The following is a 23,114-nucleotide window of genomic DNA, read 5'->3' as shown; positions in this document are numbered from 1 at the left end:
GTTGGTGATGCGTTGGGTGTAAAACGGAGCGAGGCAGTGCCGGAGTCGGCACTGCCTCGCTGTCGGAGTTGGGTAAGCTGTATGGCTTATTTGTTTTCAAGGGTTTCTACTTCCGGGTCGACTCCCCACTGCTGGAGGGCGAGACGGCGGTAGTTGTTGTAGCGCCACTGGGCGTTGGACTTGGCGGCAGCGAAGAGCTCGGCTGCTTCGGCGGGATACTGCTTCATTACGGAAGCGTAGCGTACCTCGCCTTTGAGGAAGTCTTCAAAGGCATCCCAGTTAGGTTCCTTGCTGTCGAGAGTGAAGGGGTTCTTGCCTTCAAGCTCGGCGGCGGGGTTATAGCGCCAGAGCTGCCAGTAACCGCATGCTACTGCGTTGGCCTCTTCCTGCTGTGCTTTGCCCATGCCGGCTTTGATGCCGTGGTTGATACAGGGTGCGTAAGCGATGACCAGCGAAGGTCCGTCGTAAGCCTCAGCCTCGCGTATGGCTTTGAGGGTCTGGGCCTGATCGGCGCCCATAGCCACCTGTGCTACGTAAACATAGCCGTAGGTTGTGGCTATAAGACCGAGGTCTTTTTTGCGGATACGCTTGCCCGATGCGGCAAATTTGGCGATTGCGCCGATAGGAGTGGCTTTAGAGGCCTGACCGCCGGTGTTGGAGTATACTTCGGTGTCGAGTACGAGGATGTTGACATCTTTGCCTGATGCTATGACGTGGTCAAGACCGCCGAAGCCTATGTCGTATGATGCACCGTCACCGCCGATGATCCACTGGCTGCGCTTGATGAGGTAGTGTTTGAGCTGGAGTACCTTCTTGCAGGCGTCGCAACCGCACTGCTCCATCAGGGGCACGAGAGCGTCGGCTATCTCGCGGCTGCGGTCGGCGTTATCCTTTTCGTCGAGCCACTGAGTGGCGAGCGACTTGATGGCGTCGCTGCAGTTGGGGCAGTCGAGCAGAGCACGCACGTCGTTGTCAAGACGGGCACGCATCTTTTCGTTGGCGATGGTCATACCGAGGCCGAATTCGCAGAAGTCCTCGAAGAGGGAGTTGGCCCATGCCGGACCGCGTCCGTTCTCGTCCTTTGTGTAGGGAGTCGAGGGCACCGAGCCTGAGTAGATTGAGCTACATCCGGTAGCGTTGGCCACTACCTCGCGATCGCCGAAGAGCTGGGTTATAAGTTTTACGTACGGAGTTTCGCCGCAGCCGGAGCATGCTCCCGAGAATTCGAAGAGCGGAGTGGCAAACTGCGAGTTCTTGACGTTGGCTTTAACGTCGACGAGGTGAGCCTTTGATTTAACAGACTCAACGCAGTAATCCCAGTTTTTCTGGATGTCGAGTTGTGTCTCGAGGGGCTTCATCTCAAGAGCTTTCACGCCCTTCTTGCCGGGACATACGTCAACGCAGTTGCTGCATCCGAGACAGTCAAGCACGTCGACGGCCTGCATGAAGCGCATGCCGGTAAATGTCTTGCCGATAGCCGGTATAGTGGCATCTTCGCCGAAAGGTGCGGCCTGCATCTCCTCGGGAGTGAGGACGAACGGGCGTATGGCGGCGTGAGGACAAACATAGGCACACTTGTTGCACTGTATACAGTTTTCCTCTTTCCATTCGGGAACGAAAGCGGCCACACCGCGCTTCTCGTACTTGGCTGTGCCCTGCTGCCATGTGCCGTCGGCTTCTGTAAATGCCGATACAGGGAGCAGATCGCCGTCCTGAGCGTTGATGGGGCGTACTACCTTGTTTATGAATTCGGGGTCGTTGTTGGCCACTTCCGGATCGTTGGGGAGCTGTGCCCATGCGGGATCTACGGGAAGTACCTTGTACTCTCCTCCGCGGTCTACGGCAGCGTAGTTCTTGTCAACGACATCCTGACCTTTCTTGCCGTAGCTCTTTACGATGAATTTCTTCATCTGCTCGATGGCGAGGTCAACGGGTATCACTTCTGTGATGCGGAAGAATGCCGACTGGAGTATGGTGTTGGTGCGGTTGCCCAGACCTATCTCCTGAGCTATCTTGGTGGCGTTGATATAGTATACCGTTATGTTGTGCTCGGCGAAGTAGCGCTTAACCTTGTTGGGTAGGTTCTTGGCGAGTTCGTCGCCTTCCCAGATGGTGTTGAGGAGGAATGTGCCGCCGTCGCGCAGACCACGGGTCACGTCATACATGTGCAGATAAGCCTGTACATGACATGCCACGAAGTTGGGGGTTGTCACCAAGTAAGTGGAGCGGATAGGCTTGTCGCCGAAACGCAGGTGTGAGCAGGTGAAGCCGCCCGACTTCTTGGAGTCGTAAGCGAAGTAAGCCTGACAATACTTGTTGGTGTTGTCTCCGATGATTTTTACGGAGTTCTTGTTGGCTCCTACCGTACCGTCGGCTCCGAGACCGAAGAACTTGGCTTCGTAAGTGCTCTTGTCGCCGAGAGCTACTTCGGCCTTCATCGGGAGTGACAGGTATGTCACGTCGTCCACGATGCCGAGGGTGAAGCCGTTTTTGGGTTCGGGGAGGCTGAGGTTTTCGTATACGGAAAGTATCTGGGCCGGAGTTGTGTCCTTTGAAGCGAGACCGTAGCGGCCGCCTACTATAACGGGCGCGTTTTCAACACCCTTGAAGCAGTCTACCACGTCAAGGTACAGGGGTTCGCCCTGTGCTCCGGGTTCTTTGGTGCGGTCAAGCACGGCTATGCGCTTTGCAGTCTTGGGTACTGCCGCGAGGAAGTGCTTTGCCGAGAACGGGCGGTAGAGGTGTACCGATACAAGACCTACTTTTTCGCCTTGCTCAACGAGGTAGTCGATAGCTTCCTGAGCCGACTGGGTGACAGAACCCATGGCTATGATGACGCGTTCGGCATCGGGAGCTCCGTAGTAGTTGAACAAGCCGTATTTGCGACCGGTGATTTCGGATATCTTGTCCATGTACTCTTCGACGATGGCGGGCACCGCGTCGTAGTACTTGTTGCACGCTTCGCGGTGCTGGAAGAATACGTCGCCGTTTTCAGCCATACCGCGGGCCACGGGGTTGGAGGGGCTAAGGGCGCGTGCGCGGAAGTCGGCGATTGCTTCATGGTCAACCAGAGGAGCAAGATCGTCGTTATCGAGCATTTCGATTTTCTGTATTTCGTGCGATGTGCGGAAACCGTCAAAGAAGTTGACGAAAGGCACGCGTGATTTCAATGTGGCGAGGTGTGCTACGCCTGAGAGGTCCATAACTTCCTGTACGGAACCCTCGGCAAGCATGGCAAATCCGGTCTGACGCACCGACATTACGTCTTGATGGTCACCGAAGATGCTGAGCGCGTGAGAAGCCAATGTACGAGCCGAAACATGGAATACGCAGGGGAGCAGTTCGCCCGCGATCTTGTACATGTTGGGGATCATAAGAAGAAGACCCTGCGATGCCGTGTAAGTAGTGGTGAGAGCACCGGCCTGAAGTGAACCGTGAACGGCACCGGCGGCTCCGCCTTCAGACTGCATCTCCTGAACCAGTACAGTTTCACCGAAGATGTTTTTGCGGCCTGCGGCAGCCCACTCGTCGACATATTCAGCCATTGTCGACGACGGAGTGATGGGGTATATAGCGGCAACTTCCGAGAACATGTAGCTCACATGGGCTGCAGCCTGATTACCATCACAGGTCAAGAATTTCTTTTCTTTACTCATAATTGTGTAATCTATTTTATAGGGAAATATAAATTTAATTCTCTCTATTCAATAATATAAATGTTATTACGGCAAAATTACATATTAATCCGTTAATCGCCAAAAAATACGTAATTCGTTTACGTGAAAAGCCGTTAATACAGTATATTAATTGTTATTGAGTTTTTTCTGCATTAACATGCGTTAAATGACGGTTTAATATGCCTCATGACAGTCGTTTGGGCCCGGGACAAAGTGTTAATACCCGATTGTGCATAAAAACGGTGGCCTGTCATATTATCTTTGCGGGAAAACAACACTTTAACCAATCATCATATTATGAAACGCACACCTAAATTTGACAAGGCATGGAGCGAGTCCATAGCCATGCTTCCCGCAGAACTTCATCAGCCGCTTACCGATGCCATCAGGGAGTATCAGAAGACTGGTGCCGGTCCTGCCGGGCTGCATCCGATAGCACAATGCGTGTTCAATCTTCTTAAACCGGTGATAGACCGCCGGGCCAAGGCCGCATCCTATCAGCGCCGTCGCCGCGAGGCCGCTGCTGGGGTGTACCGGGCACCCTCCGTCGTCGAAGCAGGTCGTCTTGTGAAGCAGGACCGTAAGTACATACGCCATCTTGCCAAGCGCTGCAGCCTTACGCACGGTCAGCTCAAGTCGGAGGTCGACCGAGTGTCGTCGCTGCTTGCCTGCAACGGCATAGACCGCATACCGCTCTTCCTGTACAAGGAGTACCTAGAACAGTACATAGCCGGCAATACGGCGCCCATGGAGTCCGGGCCTCCCTCGGCTCAAGGTCCGTTGGCCGTATGATACGTATGGCAGTCTGCGTGGCTTGTTTTTATATTTCGACCGGTCTTTCTGCCTTACCAACCGGATGAATCCGCCGGTCCGTTTCCTATATGTTGGCAGGAGTCCCGGGAAAAAATTACGCTACGGTCATCTCACGACGTCCGTAGCGCTGTAAACCTTAAAAATCTAATCCTATGAAAAAACGTAACAAAGGTAAGGCTTTTGTTGTAATCATGCAAATGATTAACTTGAAAATTCTCGAAGTTTAACCTAAATAATGTTAATATATTTTGAGTGCGCGCAGTTGAAATAAGGTTCGATTTGTCGAAAACTCCTTATCTAAAGCGGGTTGCAACCATTTGACTCTCATCAATGTTGCATTGTTAAAATAAAACATTAACTTTGCGATATGGCACAATTTAGAATAAATTATCTTGGCTGCGGTTCGGCTACACCTACACTGCGGCATTTGCCGAGTTGTCAGGTTGTGGATTTTCGCGACAATCTGTTTATGATCGACTGTGGCGAGTGCGCGCAGTTGTCAGTAAGGCGTCAGCGGCTGAAGTTCACACGCCTGAACCATATCTTCATCTCGCACCTGCATGGCGACCACTGCCTCGGACTTCCGGGTTTTATATCGACACTGGCGCTTACAGGCAAGGACGGAGGTGAGATTGTAATCCATACATTTAAGGAGGGCATGGAGATATTTCGGCGTATGCTCGGTTTTTTCTGTAAAGAGATGCCGTTTGACATAAGATATGACATAATTGATCCTAAAGCTACATCTGTGCTTATTGACAACGATGCTCTTACGGTGACCTCTTTTCCGCTTTATCACAGAATACCGTGCTGCGGATTCATGTTTGCCGAGAAGCCTAAACTGCGTCATCTTCGGGGCGACATGGTGCGTTTCCACAATGTACCCGTAAAGGAATACCGTGCTATTAAGGAGGGTAGCCCTTATGTGACTCCCGACGGACGCACTATAGCCAATGAACTGCTTACCACACCGGCCGATCCGTCGGTGAGCTATGCCTACTGTTCTGACACGGTCTATGACGAACGTGTGGCAAAGTCGGTGGAGGGTGTTCATACACTCTATCATGAGGCTACATACACTTCGGAGTATGCCGACAAGGCTCATGGACGCGGCCATTCGACCGCTGCCGAAGCTGCGCGCATAGCCCGGCTTGCAGGTACTCGCCAACTTGTGCTCGGACACTTTTCGAAACGCTATACTGACGAGGCCGGACATCTTGAAGAGGCGCAAGCCATATTTCCCGATACGATTATTGCCTCTGAAGGCATGAAACTTAACTTATTATGAACTATAACGAAGATGACCGGCGCTTCATGGAACTTGCCCTGATGGAGGCGCGTACGGCATTTGATATGGATGAGGTGCCTGTAGGCGCGGTTGTGGTAAACAAGGGTCGTGTCATAGGACGCGGCCATAATCTGACGGAGACGCTTAATGACGTCACCGCTCACGCCGAGATGCAGGCTATCACCGCCGCAGCCAATACGCTCGGGGGCAAATATCTGCCCGACAGTACTCTGTATGTCACCGTCGAACCGTGTGTCATGTGTGCCGGAGCCATAGGGTGGAGCCAGATAAGACGCATAGTGGTGGGCGCATCTGATCCGAAACGCGGTTATTCCACGGTTGTGTCGCGGCCTCCGTTTCATCCCAAAGCGGTGGTTGTGACCGGTGTATTGGCTGACGAATGTGCATCGCTGATGCGTGCTTTTTTTGCCCGGAAGCGTTAAAAACAGGATTATAATACACCGGATTTTATAAATTTGCATAAGGAAAGTTACAATCATTTTTTTTCTGATGACGGATATTGAGAAATTACCATATGATGAGAGTGCGCATGCTTTGTCGGCGGCTTTGGAAGAGCGTATTGTAGTGCTCGACGGAGCAATGGGCACTATGATACAGCGCCACGGCCTTAGTGAAGAGGAGTTTCGCGGCGAGCGTTTTGCCACGTGGGAGTGCCGGCTTAAAGGCTGCAATGACCTTTTGGCGCTTACGCGTCCTGAGCTGGTCGAGTCGATACACAGGGAGTATCTTGACGCCGGCGCGAGGATTATAGCGACCGATTCGTTCAATGCCAATGCCGTGTCGCTTGCCGACTACGGATTATCGGATTATGCAGGGGAGCTTAACCGTTGTGCCGCTCTGGTGGCACGCAAGGTCGCAGACAGCTGGATGTCTGATAATGGGGGAGAACGGTGTTGGGTAGCCGGTAGTGTCGGGCCTACGAGCAAGTCGCTTACTCTGTCGCAGGGTTTTAATGACAGTTGTGAAGCTTTGACATGGGACGTTATCGCCGATGCCTATTTTGTGCAGTGTGGCGCTCTCATAGAGGGCGGTGTCGATCTTCTGCTCATGGAGACTTCTTACGACGGCCTGAATGCCAAGGCCGCACTGTGGAGCGCACGTCGGGCCATGGAGGCTGTCGGGCGCCGTGTGCCGGTCATTGTGTCGATGACGCTTACTGAGTCGGGCCGCACTCTTGCCGGTCAGACTCCGGAGGCCTTTGTCGCCACCGTATCGCATGCCGAACCGCTTGCTGTAGGGCTCAACTGCAGTTTCGGCGCCGACAGCATGGGCAAGTATGTAGAGGCGCTCGCTTCGGTACCTTATGCGGTGATTGTATATCCCAATGCGGGACTGCCGAATGAAATGGGAGAGTATGACCAGACTCCTTCCGATATGGCGAAGATGATAGAGCCTATGCTGGCAGGAGGCCTCGTCAACATAGCAGGCGGATGCTGCGGTACCACTCCGGCCCACATAGCGGCGATAGCCGGAGCGGCATCGCGCCATAAACCTCGCGCTATACCCCGGGGAGAGAGCGAGATGCTGCTTGCCGGCCTTGAGCCGCTGGCAGTGACGCCGTCGCGCAATTTCGTAAACGTGGGCGAGCGGTGCAATGTGGCCGGCAGCCGTAAGTTCCTGCGGCTGATTAAAGAGAACGGTATGGATGAAGCGGTAGGCATAGCCTGTCGTCAGGTCGATGACGGTGCCGCCATCGTTGACGTGAACATGGACGATGCCATGCTTGATGCACCTCATGAGATGACCCGGTTTATAAGCCGGCTCGGAGTCGAACCCGACGTGGCGAAGGTGCCGGTGATGATAGACTCTTCGGACTGGAACACCATAACCGCGGCGCTGAAGTGTGTGCAAGGACGCCCGATAGTCAACTCTATAAGCCTAAAAGAGGGCGAGGCCGCATTTCTGCAAAAGGCGCGCCACATAAAGGAGATGGGAGCTGCCGTGGTGGTTATGGCTTTTGACGAGGCCGGTCAGGCCGACACGTATCAACGGCGTGTGGAGGTCTGTGGCCGCGCATATCGTCTGCTTACTGAGGTTATCGGATTCAGCGGATGCGATATCGTGTTTGACCCCAATGTACTTGCCGTGGCCACAGGCATAGAGGCCCACAACTCCTATGCCGCCGACTTTCTCGACAGTGTGGCATGGATAAAAAGCCATCTTCCCGGTGCCAAGGTGAGCGGCGGCGTCAGCAATCTGTCGTTTTCATTCCGCGGTAACAATTATGTGCGTGAGGCCATGCACTCGCTGTTTCTCTATCACGCCATAGGGCGGGGTATGGATATGGCTATTGTGAATCCGGCCGCCATCATGAATGTCGAGGATATAGATCCGTCTTTACGCAAGGCTGTCGACGATGTGCTGTTCAACACCGATGCCGAGGCTACCGACCGCCTGATTGCCGAGGCCGAAAAACTGAAAGACGAAAAAATCACCGGCAGTAAAACCGCACCGGTGGCTGATGAGAATATATGCGCTGCCGACAGAATAGAACGCATGCTTGTCGCCGGTATTTATGAAGGCATGGAGCGTTATCTTGACGAGGCTATGAAAGAGTGCGGATCGGCGGTAGGTGTGATTGACGGTCCGCTTATGGCCGGTATGAACAGAGTCGGTGACCTGTTTGGCAAAGGAAAACTGTTTCTGCCGCAGGTGGTAAAGAGCGCCCGTACGATGAAGCTGGCCGTGACATGGCTTACTCCCTTTATAGAAGAGGAGAAGAGCCGTTCGGGGGTGTCGTCGTCGGGGCGCATGGTCATAGCCACCGTTAAGGGCGATGTACATGATATAGGCAAGAACATAGTGAGTGTGATAATGAGTTGCAACGGGGTTGACATGGTCGATATGGGGGTCATGGTGCCCGGTGAGGATATCGTGGCGCGTGCCGTCGAGGAGAATGCCGACTTCGTGGGACTCAGCGGACTTATAACTCCGTCGCTTGACGAGATGTGTCACGTGGCCCGTCTGATGGAAGCTCGCGGACTCCGGATACCGCTGCTCATAGGGGGGGCCACGGCTTCGGCCCTTCATACGGCGGTCAAGATAGCGCCGTGCTACAGCGGTCCGGTCATTTACACGCGCGATGCCGCCATGATGCCGTCGGTAGTACAGCGTCTTCTTAATCCTCATACACGCGGAGCCATGATGGAGGAGGTCCGTTCCGAACAGTCGCGGCTGCGAGAGGAGTACGGTGTTCATGAACCGCTGCTGTCACTTGATGAGGCGCGTCGGCGTAAGCCTGAACTTGATTATCCGTGCTGTCGTCCCGTTATGCCGGGTGTGCATGAACTGACGTTCGGTATTGGTGAGGTGCGTCGGTTTATAAACTGGAGGCCGTTTCTGTCGGCGTGGAAGCTTGATGCTTCCTATGCGTCTGTCATGGATATCGAGGGCTGCGATCATTGCCGCGCGCAGTGGCTTGCGTCGGTTCCCGCCGATAAGGTAAACAAGGCCGCCGAAGCCATGCAGTTGCTGAAAGAGGCCGGGCGTATGCTTGATGTGCTGGAGCGTGACGATGTGAAGCTGTCGGCCAAAGTGGTGCTATTGCCGGCCGGCTCTTCCGATGATACGATATTTGTGGATTATAACGGCGAGAGAATCGGGATGCCGGTTTTGCGTCAGCAACGCCCCGGTGCCGGAGGAGAGTGTGTGGCGTTGTCCGATTACATATGTCCTGTGGGGGATGGCGGTGAGCTGAAAGACTTTGCAGGCGTGTTTGCCGTCACTTCCGGACCTGTGATAGCCGATTGTATAAGACGTTATCGCGACGATGGCGACGACTACAAGGCTATACTTATGCAGACTGTGGCCGACCGTCTTGTCGAAGCCGCCACAGAGCTTATGCACCTTACTGTACGCAGAACGCTCTGGGGGTATGCCGTTGACGAGGATGACAATGAAGGCAATCGTCTTCGTCAGTACTATAAAGGCATACGTCCGGCCATCGGATATCCGTCATTGCCCGATCAGTCGCTTGTATTTGTTGCTGACCGCATAATTGATTATGCCGCTATGGGCATAACCCTGACTGAAAACGGGGCCATGTCACCAGCCGCTTCTACGACAGGACTTATGCTGTCGCACCCTGACAGCCGCTATTTTGTGACAGGAGACATCGACTCGCGACAGCGCGACGACTACATGAGGCGTCGCGGCATGTCGGAGGATGATATGGCTAAGTTTCTTCCGCGGGTGTGAGCGTGTCAGGGCTTAGGCAGCCTTGATGCTTCCAGTATAGGCAGATTGGTCTCGGTGGGCACGTATATGACCGTCTTGTTGTTTAGGTCGTTCTGCTGCCGTACCCATAGGTACTGTATATACGTGGGTGTGAGGCTTCCGTTCTCGATGCGTATGGCTTCGGCCGCACCTCGCGCACGTTCGATTTCGGCCTGTGCGTTTAGCTTCTCGGCTTCGAGATTGGCTTTGGCCTCTTCGATTTTTATTTTACGGTTTTGCTCGGCTTTGGCAAATTCGGCACGTCCCGACATCTCCTGTTGCCATACATTGTAGTACGGTATGGCTATGAATGCGCCGAGTATAAGCACTATGCCGAGCAGCACACACATTGCTGTCGTGAAATAAATTTTTGAATCAGGTTTCATTGCGTTGTTATATTGGTTTATTATGATTTATCAGTCTGCGCTATTTTTACGTATGCGTTTGTAAGCGTTGGCCATGCGTGTATGATAGCGGCGTTTTTTATAAGATGGCCCGTTGTACCGTCGGGCGAAGCCGGCCCAGTCTTTTTTGCGGAGAAAGCGGTCTATGCCTTCGCTCATGACGAAATTGACAAACATGTCGAGCTGGTCGTGCTCTGACCGCGACATGCGCATGACGAAATCCTCGCGTGACGAGGCTCCGCACTTCTTCCAGTTGAAGCCTCCAATCTGAAACATGCCCCAGAAAGTGCCGTCAATGGCAGCTGTCGAGTCGATTGACATAGCTCCTGCCAGCCGTGCGTGCTGGGCGGCTTGGCGTGAACCGTAACGGCGGGCGTTGGGACGGGCGAAAACCTCGCGATGGCTGCGTGAATACTTTGACAGTTTTATGCTTCTTCTTGCCGCCGCTCTCTTGAACATGGCGAGATCAAAATTGATGAGCGGCATGCCGGGAGCGTGAAAGCCGTTATGGCTACGCCCGGCCTCTATCTCCACTACGGCTTTTATGACGGCTGTCTCGACACCGAGCTTTTCGGCTGCTTTGCGGTAGTCCTCTTCCGACAGCCGCAGGCCGGAGCAGTCGTTCTGTGGCTTTGCCTTTGAGCAGGCGGTTACGGCCATACTGTCGGGCATGCCTGACACAACCGATGTGTCGGGGTCGGCTTGTAGCGATAACGCCGATATGACGGCAAGGCTGGCTATGAAGTGTGGCATGGCCTGTATCCATATAAAAAACGCCACAACTTTCAGCCACGTAATGGCCGGAGCTGTGGCGCTTTATGTTAATTGTTATTTGCCGAGCTCGGCTACTTTTTTAAGTATAAGGGTGAGCTGGTTCCAGAACTTTTCTACTGCCGGTATGTGCATCTTCTCTGACGGAGAGTGTACGCCACGCAGAGTGGGACCGAACGATACCATGTCGAGGTGAGGATACTTGGTGAGGAAAAGACCGCACTCAAGACCTGCATGAATGGCCTTTATGGCAGGTTTGACTCCATACAGCTCCTCGTATGCGTCGCTCGCGATCTTCATGATGGTCGAGTTCATGTTGGGGGTCCAGCCGGGGTATCCGTCGCCGTGGGTGACTTTTGCGCCTGCGAGAAGGAAGACTGACTCTACCTGACGGGCAATGTCCCATTTGCGCGACTCTACCGAACTGCGCTGGCTTGTGGTGACGAGGATGGTGGAGTCGGGCTGCATCTTGACAGCGGCAAGATTGGTCGAAGTCTCCACGAGGCCTTCAAGGTCATGGCTCATCGAGATTACGCCATGAGGACATGCGTAGAGTGCGCGTATAAGATTGAGGCTTGTGGTGCTGTCGATGGCGTACTGCGGTTTGTCGACACTTTCGATGGTGATCTTCATGCCGGGGTCGGTGGCTTTGTACTCGTTTTCAACGGCGGCCACAAACTCGTTGAAGGCCACGATGACGTTTTCTTTCTTGGATGAGGGTACGCCAAACACGGCATGTGCCGCGCGCGGTATGGCGTTGCGCAGGTTACCGCCGCTAATCTCGGCGAGGGTCACGGTTTCGTCGCATGTAAGTCTGAAGAGGAAGCGGGCGAGGAGCTTGTTGGAGTTGGCGCGTCCTTCGTGAATGTCGCCTCCGGAGTGTCCTCCGCTGAGGTTTGACAGGTCGATGTGGAACCAGTGATTGTCGGCCGGAGCCATTTCGCGCTTGTATTCAAACGTTACCGTTGTGTCAACTCCGCCGGCGCATCCGATAAATACCTCGCCGTCATCTTCCGAGTCGAGGTTCAGCAGTATTGTGCCGTTCATCATGTCGGCGCCAAGATTGTTGGCTCCGGTCATGCCGGTCTCTTCATCGACAGTGAACAGAGCCTCCACAGGTCCGTGCTCAAGTGAATCGTCGGCCATTACGGCGAGCGATGCAGCCATGCCTATGCCGTTGTCGGCTCCGAGAGTGGTGCCGTCGGCGTGTACCCAGTCGCCTTCTATGATGGTGGTGATGGGGTTGTTTTCAAAGTCGAAGTTCTTATCGTTGGATTCGCATACCATGTCCATGTGGCCCTGCAGAATCACTGTGGGGGCGTTTTCGTAGCCCGGAGTGGCGGGCTTGCTCATGACCACGTTTCCTACGGTATCGGTCTTTACGGCGATATTATGTTTGCTTGCGAAATCGAGCAGGAATTCGCGTATCTTTTCCTCCTTTTTCGATGGACGGGGAACTTTTGTTATCTGGTCAAATATCGACCAGATGAGAGTCGGTTTCAGATCCTTGATTGTCATAAAAAATATACTTATTGTTTAAGATGATGCTTTAAATCTCGGCCGGAATGTGTATAAAATTGTTAAATAATTCACATTTCGCACCCTAAGTTACAAAATAAAATTTAGATATTACCAAAATTTATTTTCCTTTCTTATATTTGCACCGTAAAAACGTAAAGACATAGTGAAACTCGTAGTATTGTCAATAATATTGCTTGCTCTTGCAATGGTGCTTTTAGGAGTAAAAGTATTATTTGTTAAAGGCGGACGGTTTCCGTCAGGGCACGCCCACGATATACCGGCTTTACGTGACAAGAAAGAAAAATAAACTAAAAATTACATTAACATATTACAATGAAGAAACTCGCACTTTGTGCCAAGTCACTTATGCTCATGTTGGCAGTAGTAGCTATGTCATGCTCCAACAACGCCCCCGCCGACAAACAGAACGCAACACCGGCATCTTCTGAAAAAACAGGTTCGTTAAACATACGTTATATTGATGCCGATTCTATCGCGGCTCACTATAATCTTGCAAAGGACTTCAGCGAAGCACAGTTGCGCTCGATAAGCAAAATAGACAATGCCCAGCGTACACGCGGAGCCGAGTTGCAGAAGCTTGCCAACTCCATCCAGCAGAAAGTGAACAGCAACGGCTACCTGTCGCAGGCAAGCTATGAGGAAGACATGAAAAACCTCAACAAGAAGCAGGCCGATGCCGAAAATTACCTTGCCAGCCTTCAGCGCGAGGCCCAGCAGGAGATGCTTCAGCAGCAGATGCAGCTCAGCGACTCAATAGCAGCTTTCATAAAGGAATATAACGCCAAAATGCACTATGACATGATACTCTATAAGGCTGCCGGCGTATATTTCAACCCCGAACTTGACATCACCGACGAAGTCATCAAGGGACTTAACGCACGCTACAACAAGGTAAGCGAAAAATAAGTAACCGCACGCTACATAACAATACAAGGACACACCCTTTACGGTGTGTCCTTGCGTGCATTTACGGGTAAACTTAACGCCGGTTCATGGCGTTTAAATAAAAAACGCGATAAAAGGGCGGGTTAATGCCGCTTTTTGATTATTTTCGCATAACGGTTTATTTATTGAGAAAATGGATACTATAAAGGTTAAAATAATAAACAGGTCGGGTAACGAATTGCCCGCTTATGAGACCCCTTCGTCGGCGGGTATGGATGTCAGGGCGGCCCTTAAGGAGCCTGTGACGTTGAAGCCGCTGCAGCGAGCTCTTATACCTACAGGACTGTACATACAGTTGCCTCACGGCTACGAATGTCAGATACGTCCCCGTTCAGGACTGGCTCTGAAGCACGGCATATCGCTCGTCAACACTCCCGGTACCGTCGACTCCGACTATCGCGGAGAGATTGGCGTGATAGTGATAAATCTTAGCGACGAGCCTTTTGTAATCAATAACGGAGAACGCATATGCCAGATGGTCATAAAAGAATATACCCGTGTCGACTGGGAACCCGTGGAGCGCCTTGACGAGACAAAACGTGGTGACGGAGCGTTCGGACATACCGGTGTTAACTGACTTTATACATTTGCAATATGACTTCCGGACTGCGAAACATACTTATTTTGCCGGCTGCGGTAATGATGCTCTTTTCGGTGCTTTCGGGCACGGCCAAGAATGTGGCGTTCAATCACCGTGCCGACGAGTTGAAAGCCGACTATCTGTTTATGGAGGCTTTGCGCCATCACGAAAAGGATGATGATGACGCTTACTATGATTTGCTTCGCAGAGCCTACGAACTTGACCCGTCCAATACCGATGTGGCATTTTATCTCGGTTACTACAGCGTCATGATAGCCCGTGAGGACTCTGTGACATTTCAACGCGGCTATGATATGATGAAAAGCCACTTTGACAGCAATCCAGCGGATTTTTATTGTAATTATGTATACGGTTCTATCAATGACCAGCTCGGGCGTCGCGACGAGGCTCTGCGGGTGTGGTCGGTGATGGACAGTGTGTTTCCTGCAAAACCCGATGTGGCCTATAAGCTGGCCGAGGCGCTGGTGGCGTCGCAGGATTCATCCAATGTGGCCAAATCAATCGATGTTTATAGGCGCATAGAGAAAGCTCAGGGTAAAAACATACCTATATCCACAAGGAAGATCAGAGCTTACTTCGTGTCGCAGGATACAGCCTCTATATTCGGCGAGGTGAAGGAGCTTCTGGCATCCTCACCGCGAAGCTCTGAAAACAATGTTTTTGCCGGCGACATATATGCCATGTTTTCAGAGCGTGACTCGGCCCTGAAGTACTATAACCGTGCGTGTGAGATAGACCCTACATCGGGGCTTGCCTATTACTCGCGCGCCAACTTTTACAAGTCAATCGATGACAGTGTGAGCTATGACCGTGAGGTGTTTCAGGCCCTTAAACAGGAAAGCCTTGAACTCGACACTAAACTTGAACTGCTTACCGGATACATACGTGCTCTGTATGAGGACCCGGCGCAACAGCCACGCATTCAGGAGCTGTTTGCCACTCTTCTTGAACAGCATCCACATGAGGTGGCCATACACGACCTGTACTGTTCTTACCTGATAGCGATAGAGGACTATGAGCAGGCGGCTGAGCAGATGGGTTATGCCGTGGATATAGATCCGGCGTCGGAGGACCGTTGGCGTACGCTTATGAGTCTTGACATACAGAACAATGATTTTCAGAAAGCGGTGAAAGAGGGAGTACGTGCCGTGCGCTATCATCCGCAAAGTCCTCTTATCAATCTTGTGCTCGGGTCAGCCTATACGCAGCTTAAGGAGTATGACAAAGGGCTGGCTGCATTAAACAGGTCGCTGGAGTATACTGACTCGGCCGACTATGAAGCCGTGTCGCAAGTTCTGTCATCAATAGGCGACGCATATTATGCCAAAGGCGATGCCGACTCTGCGTTTGTGTGCTACGACAAGGCTATAGCTATCAATCCGTCCAATCTTCTGGCCTTGAACAATTGCGCCTACTACCTTGCCGAAGCTGGCAAAGACCTTGATAAAGCCGAGCGCATGAGTGCCGTGACAATAAAGGAGGATCCGGAAAATGCCACATCTCTTGACACTTATGCTTGGATAATGTTCAAGAAAAACAACTATGTGGAGGCTATGGCTTATATTGACAAGGCTATCGAGTATTCACCGGAGCCGTCAGAGGAGCTGTTTCATCATGCAGGCGACATCTATTTTATGAACAAGGAGTATGAGGGCGCTATAGAATTCTGGAAAAAAGCTCTTGCCCTTGATCCCGATAACGAGCTTCTTAAAAAGAAGGTGAAGCATAAAGCATACTTTTACGAATAACCGACTGCGGATCAACGAAACTGTAAATGAAAAAATCATCACATTTAATATTTATTGCTATACTCTTGGCCGCGGTTGCGTCGGGATGCCGTTCTTCGCGTGAAGCGATGCGCGTCGAGTCATCGTCAGAGCTTCCCGAGGGCGCCTCATTGCGTAAGCATTACGAGCGGCTGGTGAAGTCATACGGAGAGTGGACCGACGTGAGTGTACCGGTAAGTATGGCTATATCTTCGCCACAGAATGTGTCGGTGTCGGGGCGGGTCATTATGGTGCGCGGCAAGTTGATCGACATAAGTATGCGTATGTTCGGATTCGAGGTGGGGCGTATATATATAACTCCTGACTCAATGTTTATGAAGGTTAAGCCGGGCAAGACCTACATGGCTGAGCCGTATTCCATAGTCTCCTCTCATGTGCCGCTGTCGATAGAGAATGTTCAGGACATGCTGATAGGGCGCATGTTTATGCTGGGCGATGATAAGCCCGGCGGAGCCGGCTACGGTAGTTTCGATATCGAGGCATCGGGAGGGGAGGCGCGTGAATGGCTCGCCATACCGAAAACTCAGCCGTCAAAGGCTCATTACGGTTTTGCCGTGGGTTATGATGACATAGTGAGGACGCTGATGATAGCCGTGACCGGTTCCGATGTTATGTGCACGGTAAAATACGATGATTGCGGATATTGGGCTTCGGCTGGAGAGCTTGCGTCGGCGGTTGATGTAAACGTTGCCGGAAAGAACCGGGTGCAGGTGTCGCTTCAGTGGAAGTGGGCGAGTGCCAAATGGAATGAAGGTGTCGATGCCCGATGGACCGCTCCGTCGGGATACCGGCGCGTGAAAGTGGCTGATATATTGAAAAAGGGTATTTCGGAGTAAGAGGAAAAAAGGTATGTTGAGGCATTTGATGATATTCATGCTGGCATTGCTGCTCGCGGGCGGCGACGCTTCGGCCGCGCGCAAGAAACAGCGCAATATGAGCAGTGTGAAAAAAGAGCAGAAAGCTACGCAGAGAGCGATAAAACTCACGGCGGAGCAGATAGAAGCCAATGCTAAAAAGACCGGACGTACACTTAGCGCTCTTAATGCCCTCAATGCCGAGATAACGCAACATAACAGGTCGATAACCGAGATATCAGTGCAGATCGACTCTATAGATGCTTCAATAGCGGTTATCAGTGACTCGATAAGAATACTTGACGAGCGTCTTGAGATGATGCGCGCAAGCTATGCCAACTCGATAAAGAGCATGCACAAAGCCAACAGCGGTTCTATGTCGGCACTGGCTTTTATATTTGCATCAGACTCTTTTACCCAAGCCTACAGGAGGGTGAGATATCTGCGTGAATTTTCAGCGTGGAAAGATAAAAAAAGTGCTGATATAAAGGAGGCTCAGGCACAGCTTGACGGTCAACGCAAGCAATACTCTGCGCTACAGGCTGACAAAAGTGCGGCTATGGCTAAGATGACGTCGGCCAAGGCTGATCTTGAGAAAAAGCAGAAAGAGACATCGGTACTGGTGGCGCAGCTAAAGAAAGAGGGAGCGAGCCTTAAAAAAGTACTTAAGGAAAAAGAGGCGCAGGCCCGTGCGCTTGATGCCGAACTTGACAGGCTGATAGCCGAGGAACAGCGGCGTCAGGAAGCTGAAAGGCGTAAGGCCGAGGAAGAACGACGCCGGCAGCAGGAGAAGCAGCTTGCGCAAGAAAAGTCCAAGAAAGATAAGGCTAAAGAGAGCGAGACCAAAAGCAGTACCGCCAAGACTGCGCCGAAGCCTAAAGCATCACCGGCCGCCAATTACGCCACGGCAGAGGCCGACCGTAAGCTGACCGGCAGTTTTGAAAGCAACAAAGGACGGTTGCTCTTTCCGGTAAGCGGTAAATATAAGATAGTACGTCCTTTCGGACGGCACAAGCATCCCGACCTGCCTCATGTGGTGACTGACAACAGCGGCATTGATATAGAAGTTCCGGCTGGAGGCAATGCACGCGTTGTATTCGGAGGCACTGTGTCGGCTATATTCCGTCAGCCCGGTTTCAATACCATAGTCATGGTACGCCACGGAAGCTATCTGACAATCTATGCCAATCTTACCGACATACTTGTCAAGAAGGGCGATGCGCTTAAACAGGGACAGACTATAGGGCGCATATACTCCGATCCTGATGACGATAACCGCTCGATACTGCACTTCGAACTCCGAAAAGAGACACAGAAACTCAATCCGTCGGCTTGGGTAAGATGATGAGACCTGTAGCACGGCACTCCATGTCGAAGCGTGTGCTTTCGACCATCGGTGTTTTTGGAGGAGCGCAGGCCGTGACAATATTCTGCTCACTTATTAGAATAAAACTTGTAGCGCTGTGGATAGGCGCGGCAGGAGTGGGACTGTTTGGCCTTTATAACGCCGCCGTAGAGCTTATAGCAGCAGTTACGCAATTTAACATGCGCAGTACTGCTGTGCGCGACATCGCTTTGGCTCGACTGACGGACCGTGCGCACATATTTGCGGTCGTGCGCCGCTGGGCTTGGTTTCTGGGACTTTCGGGAGCATTGCTGACGCTTGTGTCGGCTCCGATGCTTAGTCGGTGGACATTTGGCGACGATGCCCATTGCGGTGGTTTCATGTGGCTGTCGGTGGTGCTGTTGATATCGTCGCTTGCTGGCGGTGAGCTTGCTATTATGCAGGGAAGCGGTCTGTTGCGGCGTCTTGCCCGTGCTTCGCTGTGGGGAGGCGTGGGCGGCCTTGTGCTGTCGGTGCCGCTGTTTTATTTTTTCAGATTAGACTCTGTCGTGCCGTCGATTGCAGTGTATTCTCTCGCTACCCTTGTAGCAGCTTTATTTATACGCGAGCGGCCTGAAAAAGTACATATGTCTTGTCGTGATACGATGATGGCGGGCGCCGGATTCATAAAGCTCGGTGCATGGATGACAGTGTCGTCTTTTATGGCGGTGCTTGCGCAATATGCCATAGTAGCTTATATAAATACAAGAGGAGGCATGGCGGAGACCGGATATTTTCAGGCCGGATATACTCTGGTCAACCGTTATGTGGCTGTTCTTTTTGCAGCTATAGGCATGGAGTTTTATCCTCGTATAGCATCGTCGGTACGGTCGGGCAGGACCACATCGGTTTATGTCAGTCATGAGATTGCGGTTATTTCGGTATTGCTCGTTCCGGCAGTGGTTTTATTTATCGTTTTTCGCCATATGATAATATGGTTGCTTTATACTCCCGATTTTTATTGCATAGAGACCTATATTTCTTGGGCTGTGGCCGGAATGCCGTTTCGTGCGGTAGGGTGGTGTATGGCTTACGTTATAGTGGCGCGTGGCGACGGTCTTGTATATATGCTGACCGAGGTTACGAGTGCTTTGGTGTACTTTTTCGCGAGTGTGGTGCTGTATGGTCGTTACGGCCTTGACGGTGCCGGTTACGCCTATATCATATGGTATGCTATATATATGTGCATAGTAGGCGCGGTGTATTTCGGCAGGTACGGGTTGCGACTGTCGTATCGTGCGGCATGGCTCGTTGCCGTGTCATCGGTTGCGGGAGCGTTGTCGGTATTGCTGACGCTTTAATACCGTATGATTATGCTTTAACATATTTGCCGGGCTTTTGCTGCCGGAGTATATTATAGATAAATAGAAAGGACTGCGCACAGCGCAGTCCTTTTCGTATCAGATTGTCATTTTATGGCAAATTTCAGTCTTCGTTGCGGTCATCACGACGGCGGTCGTCACGGCGGGGGCCACGACGGTCATCACGGCGGCGGTCATCGCGACGACGGTCGTCACGACGGGGTCCGCGGTCACCTCGGGGAGCACGCTGGGGCTCTACGTATCCTTCGGGCTTCTCCATCAAGGCGCGCATGGACAGGCGGTACTTGCCGGTCTTCTTGTCGATTTCGATAAGCTTGACCTCTACCGTGTCACCTTCTTTCAGGCCCGAAGCCTCCATGTTCTCAAGACGCTCCCAGCTGATTTCAGATATATGAAGCAAGCCGTCGCGGTTGGGCATGAACTCGACAAACGCACCGAAATCAAGGATAGAACGCACGGTACCGGTGTATACTTTGCCCTCTTCGGGAAGTTCCACGATGGCGTTGATGAGTTCGAGAGCTTTGTCCATGGCTTCGCGGTTGTTGGCTGCGACTTCGATGTAACCGGCATTGTCGATTTCATCGATTGATACTGTAGCGCCGCTGGCTTCCTGAATACCTTGAATGATTTTTCCGCCCGGGCCGATGACAGCGCCGATGAGGTCTTTGGGTATTGTCATGGTGACTATCCGCGGTACGTGAGGCTTATAGTCTTCGCGCGGTTCGGCGATCGCTTCCTGAATCTTGTCAAGTATGTGCATGCGACCGTCGCGAGCCTGAAGAAGAGCCTTCTCAAGCACTTCATAAGAGAGTCCGTCGACCTTGATATCCATCTGTGTAGCAGTGATACCGTCGCGTGTGCCGGTAACCTTGAAGTCCATGTCGCCGAGGTGGTCCTCGTCGCCGAGTATGTCGGAAAGAACGGCATATTTAGCTCCGTCAGTGTCGGTAATAAGCCCCATGGCTATACCGCTGACGGGTTTCTTCATTTTCACGCCGGCGTCAAGAAGTGCCAGTGTGCCGGCACATACTGTGGCCATTGAGGAAGAGCCGTTGGACTCAAGAATGTCGCTTACTATGCGGCATACGTAGGGGAAATTGTCGGGGAGCATGCTCTTGAGGGCGCGGTGAGCAAGATTGCCGTGTCCTACTTCGCGACGTCCTACTCCGCGCTGCGGTTTGGCCTCACCGGTAGAGAAAGGAGGGAAGTTATAGTGGAGGAGGAAGCGTTCGCGTCCTTGGTTGAGCACATCGTCGAGTATCTTTTCATCGAGCTTTGTGCCGAGTGTCACAGTGGCAAGGGCTTGTGTCTCGCCGCGGGTGAACACCGCCGATCCGTGAGGTCCGGGAACGTAGTCGGTCTCGATCCAGATGGGGCGTATGTCGGTGGTCTTGCGGCCGTCAAGACGCACACCTTCGTCTAGGATGCATCGGCGTACGGCTTCGCGCTCTACGTCATGATAGTAGCGTTTTACGAGAGGAGCCTTTGCCTCGCGTTCCTCTTCGGGGATAGACTCGATGTACTCGTCGCATATGGCGTCAAACGAGTCCTGACGCCAGTGCTTGTCGGCACATCCGGCCTTGGCTACTGCATAAGCTTTGTCGTAGCACTTGTCATGCACATCCTTGCGCAGGTCTTCGTCGTTTACTTCATGGCAATATTCACGTTTTACGGTAGTGCCGGCTTCTTCGGCAAGCTCCATCTGAGCCTTGCACTGAATTTTGATAGCTTCGTGAGCGGCTTTGAGGGCGGCGAGAAGATCGGCTTCCGATACTTCTTTCATTTCGCCTTCCACCATCATGATGTTGTCATATGTGGCGCCGACCATAAGCTCCATATCGGCCTTCTCGAGCTGTGCGAAAGTGGGGTTGATGACGAATTGTCCGTCAACGCGGGCCACACGTACCTCTGAGATGGGGCCGTTGAAAGGTATGTCGCTGACGGCGAGAGCTGCTGAAGCAGCCAGACCGGCCAGTGCATCGGGCATGTCTTCGCCGTCGGCCGAGAACATGATGATGTTCACAAACGTGTCGGCGTGATAGTTGTCAGGGAAGAGAGGGCGGAGTACGCGGTCAACGAGTCGTGACGTAAGGATTTCATAATCCGAAGCACGGCCTTCGCGTTTTAGGAATCCGCCGGGGAAACGTCCGTTAGACGAAAATTTCTCTTTGTATTCAACTTGCAGGGGCATGAAGTCAACCCCTTCTCCGGCTTCCTTTGCCGAAACAACAGTTGCGAGGAGCATTGTATTGCCCATGCGCAACTCTACCGCTCCATCGGCTTGCTTGGCCAGCTTGCCTGTCTCAAGGGTGATGGTACGTCCGTCACCGAGCTCGATGGTTTTCTTAATAGGTTTTGCCATAAAATAGTTAGTCAGTGTTCTAAAAAATCGTACAAAGATAGTGATTAAAAGTTATGCTGCCAATTAAAATGTTACAATTATTTGAATTCCTCATAACTTACGGGTTCAGGTGCTGCTATAAGGTGATTAGTGCGTGGAAATGAGGAGTAATAAGACTTTTTGGCAGAACAACCGTATTTTAGCGGCCGATGCTTTTTCTATATCATATTAATAAGTATTGTATAGTAATGGGGTAATCGATATCGGATATTTACGGAGTTGAAAAAGCCGATATGGCAAGCCTGAAAATAATGGCTGCATATTGATGCATATATTGATCGCATGACGATTTTTCCTGAAGGCTTACCTGTAATTAGTGGGTCAGCACGAGTTGCTTGCCATAACCTGACGCGTGGCGGAGGGATATTCTGTCGGTTTTGGCATGAAAAATCTCCAGATTAAGCTGTGACGCGCTTTTTTAGACTCTTATCATATTCAAACAAAACCAATACTCTAATGGCTTCTGTAAAAGTAAAGTTTCGCCCATATGGAAAAGCCACTCTACTTTGACCCTTTTGGCCAAACAGAATTTACCCACCTTGGCCATAATATGATTGACCCTTTAAAGTCCTGGTGTTAGGGGTCAATTTTATTTTACCCTTTTAATTCTCTATTTTTTATTAGATCTTAACTTGCGCATACTTTCACCGTACAACTCTATGGTATGTGCCGTATGAATGATTCGGTCAAGGATGGCGTCGGCTATTGTCGGGTCACCAACCATGTCATACCAGTTGGACGATGGGTACTGCGAGGTTATGATAGTGGATTTCCTTTCATGCCTGTCCTCTATAATTTCGAGCAGGATTGGACGTTCCTTGGTATCAAGAGGTACAAGGAACAGGTCATCAAGGATGAGCAACTGACAACGCTCAATCTTCTTGAGCTCAGTCTCAAGTGTACCTTTGACTTTGGCAACCTTCAGTGCGCCAAGTAGTTTTGGCGCATTGGCATAAAAAGTACGGAACCCCCTTTTGCATGCCTCGTGGCCAAGGGCACATGCCAGATAGCTTTTCCCTGTACCTGAAGAGCCGGTAATGAAGAGGTTCTGCCCCTTATGTACAAAGTCAAGGGTGGCGAGGCGTTCCA

At 51.9% G+C, this 23,114-nt stretch carries 17 protein-coding genes; 11 read left to right on the top strand and 6 right to left on the bottom strand.

Annotated elements, in window-relative coordinates; genetic code table 11:
• Positions 1-86 precede the first annotated feature (86 nt).
• Positions 87-3,656, bottom strand: a complete 3,570-nt coding sequence (gene nifJ / locus FW767_RS04745; RefSeq protein ID WP_121698598.1) for a pyruvate:ferredoxin (flavodoxin) oxidoreductase — start codon at positions 3,654-3,656, stop codon at positions 87-89.
• A 318-nt stretch (positions 3,657-3,974) separates the two neighbouring features.
• On the opposite strand from nifJ, the gene FW767_RS04740 reads away from it, so the two are divergent.
• The 4 genes from FW767_RS04740 (at position 3,975) to metH (ending at position 9,996) form a co-directional block, all read left to right on the top strand.
• The gene (locus FW767_RS04740) at positions 3,975-4,469 is read left to right on the top strand and encodes a DUF6291 domain-containing protein (protein ID WP_121698599.1); all 495 of its coding nucleotides are present in this window, start codon (positions 3,975-3,977) and stop codon (positions 4,467-4,469) included.
• Positions 4,470-4,857: 388 nt separating this feature from the next.
• Positions 4,858-5,778 carry a ribonuclease Z gene (locus tag FW767_RS04735; protein ID WP_150980379.1) on the top strand — a complete coding sequence of 307 codons (921 nt, stop codon included), beginning with the start codon at positions 4,858-4,860 and terminating at the stop codon, positions 5,776-5,778.
• Positions 5,775-6,221 (top strand): nucleoside deaminase, encoded by a 447-nt coding sequence (locus FW767_RS04730; protein ID WP_121698601.1) that lies wholly within the window; start codon positions 5,775-5,777, stop codon positions 6,219-6,221. Before FW767_RS04735 ends, FW767_RS04730 begins: the two co-directional genes overlap by 4 nt.
• 67 nt (positions 6,222-6,288) lie before the next feature.
• The gene (metH, locus tag FW767_RS04725) at positions 6,289-9,996 is read left to right on the top strand and encodes a methionine synthase (protein ID WP_121698602.1); all 3,708 of its coding nucleotides are present in this window, start codon (positions 6,289-6,291) and stop codon (positions 9,994-9,996) included.
• A 5-nt stretch (positions 9,997-10,001) separates the two neighbouring features.
• Here metH and FW767_RS04720 read toward each other — a convergent pair whose 3' ends face one another.
• The 3 genes from FW767_RS04720 to FW767_RS04710 form a co-directional block, all read right to left on the bottom strand.
• The gene (locus FW767_RS04720) at positions 10,002-10,364 is read right to left on the bottom strand and encodes a hypothetical protein (RefSeq protein ID WP_121698603.1); all 363 of its coding nucleotides are present in this window, start codon (positions 10,362-10,364) and stop codon (positions 10,002-10,004) included.
• Positions 10,365-10,430: 66 nt separating this feature from the next.
• On the bottom strand, positions 10,431-11,198 hold the full coding sequence (locus tag FW767_RS04715) for an N-acetylmuramidase family protein (protein WP_121698604.1): 768 nt from the start codon (positions 11,196-11,198) through the stop codon (positions 10,431-10,433).
• 48 nt (positions 11,199-11,246) lie between these two features.
• Entirely contained in the window at positions 11,247-12,707 is a 1,461-nt protein-coding gene (locus FW767_RS04710) for an aminoacyl-histidine dipeptidase (RefSeq protein WP_121698605.1), read from the bottom strand.
• Positions 12,708-12,873: 166 nt separating this feature from the next.
• Here FW767_RS04710 and FW767_RS13120 point away from each other — a divergent pair, with 166 nt between their 5' ends.
• The 7 genes from FW767_RS13120 (at position 12,874) to FW767_RS04680 (ending at position 19,603) form a co-directional block, all read left to right on the top strand.
• On the top strand, positions 12,874-13,017 hold the full coding sequence (locus tag FW767_RS13120; RefSeq protein WP_205523814.1) for a hypothetical protein: 144 nt from the start codon (positions 12,874-12,876) through the stop codon (positions 13,015-13,017).
• 26 nt (positions 13,018-13,043) lie between these two features.
• Entirely contained in the window at positions 13,044-13,637 is a 594-nt protein-coding gene (locus tag FW767_RS04705; protein WP_121698606.1) for an OmpH family outer membrane protein, read from the top strand.
• 181 nt (positions 13,638-13,818) lie between these two features.
• Positions 13,819-14,253, top strand: coding sequence for a dUTP diphosphatase (gene dut, locus FW767_RS04700; RefSeq protein WP_121698621.1), 435 nt, complete (start codon positions 13,819-13,821; stop codon positions 14,251-14,253).
• 17 nt (positions 14,254-14,270) lie between these two features.
• Positions 14,271-16,025, top strand: coding sequence for a tetratricopeptide repeat protein (locus tag FW767_RS04695; protein ID WP_121698607.1), 1,755 nt, complete (start codon positions 14,271-14,273; stop codon positions 16,023-16,025).
• Positions 16,026-16,051: 26 nt separating this feature from the next.
• The gene (locus FW767_RS04690; protein ID WP_121698608.1) at positions 16,052-16,900 is read left to right on the top strand and encodes a DUF4292 domain-containing protein; all 849 of its coding nucleotides are present in this window, start codon (positions 16,052-16,054) and stop codon (positions 16,898-16,900) included.
• A gap of 28 nt (positions 16,901-16,928) precedes the next feature.
• Positions 16,929-18,263: a murein hydrolase activator EnvC family protein gene (locus FW767_RS04685; RefSeq protein ID WP_235898064.1), complete on the top strand. Its 1,335-nt coding sequence runs from the start codon at positions 16,929-16,931 to the stop codon at positions 18,261-18,263.
• Positions 18,260-19,603 carry an oligosaccharide flippase family protein gene (locus tag FW767_RS04680; protein WP_121698610.1) on the top strand — a complete coding sequence of 448 codons (1,344 nt, stop codon included), beginning with the start codon at positions 18,260-18,262 and terminating at the stop codon, positions 19,601-19,603. Before FW767_RS04685 ends, FW767_RS04680 begins: the two co-directional genes overlap by 4 nt.
• A gap of 124 nt (positions 19,604-19,727) precedes the next feature.
• Here FW767_RS04680 and pnp read toward each other — a convergent pair whose 3' ends face one another.
• Together pnp and FW767_RS04670 are read right to left on the bottom strand one after the other, a co-directional pair.
• Positions 19,728-21,986, bottom strand: a complete 2,259-nt coding sequence (gene pnp, locus FW767_RS04675) for a polyribonucleotide nucleotidyltransferase (RefSeq protein WP_148464581.1) — start codon at positions 21,984-21,986, stop codon at positions 19,728-19,730.
• Between the two features lie 649 nt (positions 21,987-22,635).
• Positions 22,636-23,114 (bottom strand): ATP-binding protein (locus tag FW767_RS04670; protein WP_205523812.1); only part of this gene is annotated, 479 nt, incomplete at its 5' end.

Origin of the sequence: Heminiphilus faecis (assembly GCF_008728965.1) — a bacterium.
Taxonomy (GTDB): Bacteria; Bacteroidota; Bacteroidia; order Bacteroidales; family Muribaculaceae; genus Muribaculum; species Muribaculum faecis.
Note: the sequence above shows the minus strand (reverse complement) of the source record. Positions and strands in the feature narration are given on the sequence as shown.